Origin of the sequence: Kitasatospora sp. NPDC058048 (genome assembly GCF_042885555.1) — a bacterium.
Lineage (GTDB): Bacteria > Actinomycetota > Actinomycetes > Streptomycetales > Streptomycetaceae > Kitasatospora > Kitasatospora lactacystinica.
The window spans coordinates 1-1,767 of the sequence record NZ_JBHVRT010000100.1; the positions used below are offsets into that span (position 1 = coordinate 1).

1 protein-coding gene is annotated in these 1,767 nt (G+C 69.4%); it reads left to right on the top strand.

All coding sequences use genetic code 11. The features are described from left to right. The first annotated feature begins 131 nt into the window (after positions 1 to 131). The gene (locus ACFVVA_RS42095; RefSeq protein ID WP_387696011.1) at positions 132 to 1,745 is read left to right on the top strand and encodes an IS1634 family transposase; all 1,614 of its coding nucleotides are present in this window, start codon (positions 132 to 134) and stop codon (positions 1,743 to 1,745) included. Positions 1,746 to 1,767 lie beyond the last annotated feature (22 nt).

Genomic DNA, 1,767 nt, shown 5'->3' on the forward strand with positions numbered 1-1,767 from the left:
CTAGACCCGTCCTTCGCACATAACGAGTTCGGATGATGTGGTGATGCGACCGGTATCCCGATGGGGTGCCGGTCGTTGAGCCTGGCGTGCCGATATCTCGTTCACGTCGTTCACGGGTCCACCGTCCTCGGATGACGGTGGAGTTGACGCCCGTGGTGGAGAGGCGTCTGGGCGCTCTGCCCGCCTCTGCCGAGTTTCTGCGCCGGCTGGACGTGGCCGGGATCGTCGACGAGCTGTGCCCGATCCGCGAGGTCGCGCACCTCACCCACGGCCAGGTGATCGAGGTACTGATCGCCAACCGGCTGTCCGCCCCGGCACCGCTGGTCCGCGTGGGCGACTGGGCCCGGGAATGGGCGGTGGAGGAGGTCTTCGGCATCGAGCCGCACCTGCTGGGTGACGACCGGCTCGCCCGCGCCCTGGACGCCATCGCGCCGCACCTGGACGAGCTGGTCGGCACGGTCGGCGCGCAGGCCATCGCGGAGTTCGGCATCGACGTGTCCCGGATCCACTGGGACATGACCTCGATGTCCCTCTTCGGCGCGTACGAGGACCAGGACGAGCAGTTCCCGCAGGTCAAGTACGGCCACCCCAAGGACCGCAGAGTCGACCTGAAGCAGATCCAGGCCGGCCTCGCGGTCAGCGGCGACGGTGGCGTCCCGCTCCTCCACCGCGTCTACGACGGCGGCGCGGGCGAGGTCGCCCAGGTCGTCGGCGCGATGAACGCCCTGCGCAAGATGGCCGACCGCAGGGACTTCCTGCTGGTCGCCGACTCCAAGCTGGTGTCCCACCCCAATGTCACCGCCCTGCTGGACGCGAAGGTCGCCTTCGTCGCCCCCGCGCCGGCCGCCAAGGTCCCCGACGAGGTCTACGCCGGCTTGAACCTCGAAGACACGCAGGTGGTGGACTACGTCCCGGACCGGGACGGGGGCAAGCCCGCCGGCCGGCGCGAGGTCTACCGGGTCCTGGAGGACACCCACGCCCTGCCCGGGCGCCGCAAGAGCGACCCGGTGCACACCCTGCGCAGGATCCTGGTCCACTCCACCGGCAACGTCCGTGGCCAGCAGACCGCGCGTGCCAAACGCCTGGCCCGCGCGGCCGAGGACCTGGACAAGCTCCAGCGCGGCGCCGGCGGACGGTTCTACGGCACGGCCGAGAAGATCGCCGCGCGGATCGGCGTGATCGCCAGGAACCACCGGGTCGAGGACTGCCTGCGGACCGCCATCGGCACCGGCCCCGAGGGCCGGCCCGTCCTGGAATGGCACTTCGACCAGGACGTGCTCGATGCCCAGGCAGCCGTCGACGGCTGGTACGCGCTGCTGACCAACCTCACCCCCGAACAGGCCACCGCCCAGCAGGTTTTCCTCCGCTACAAGGGCCAGACCGTGGTCGAACGCCGCTATCACGACTTCAAGGGCCCGCTCGCGGTCGCGCCGGTCTTCCTGCAGCACAACCGACGCATCGCCGCCCTGATCACCGTGATCTGCCTGGCCCTACTGGTCTTCTGCCTGATCGAGCGCCAGGTCCGCCAGGCTCTCGGCCCCGACCAGACCATGCGCGGCCTCTACCCCGACAACCGAGCCGTTCGCCCCACCGGCCGCATGATCTTCTACCACCTCGCCAGCCTGATGATCCGGCCCGGCACCACCACCAGCCCACCCGTCGTCCTCATCAACCGAGGAGTCCAAGCACACCTGCTCGAACTCCTCGACATCGACGAAACCCGACCCCGCTGGCTGGAAACCTAAAACCCCATGTGCGAAGTCTGGG

Coding starts and splice junctions, on each gene's coding strand:
- ACFVVA_RS42095 (WP_387696011.1), top strand. CDS start 132: ATGACGGTGGAGTTGACGCCCGTGGTGGAGAGGCGTCTGGGCGCTCTG.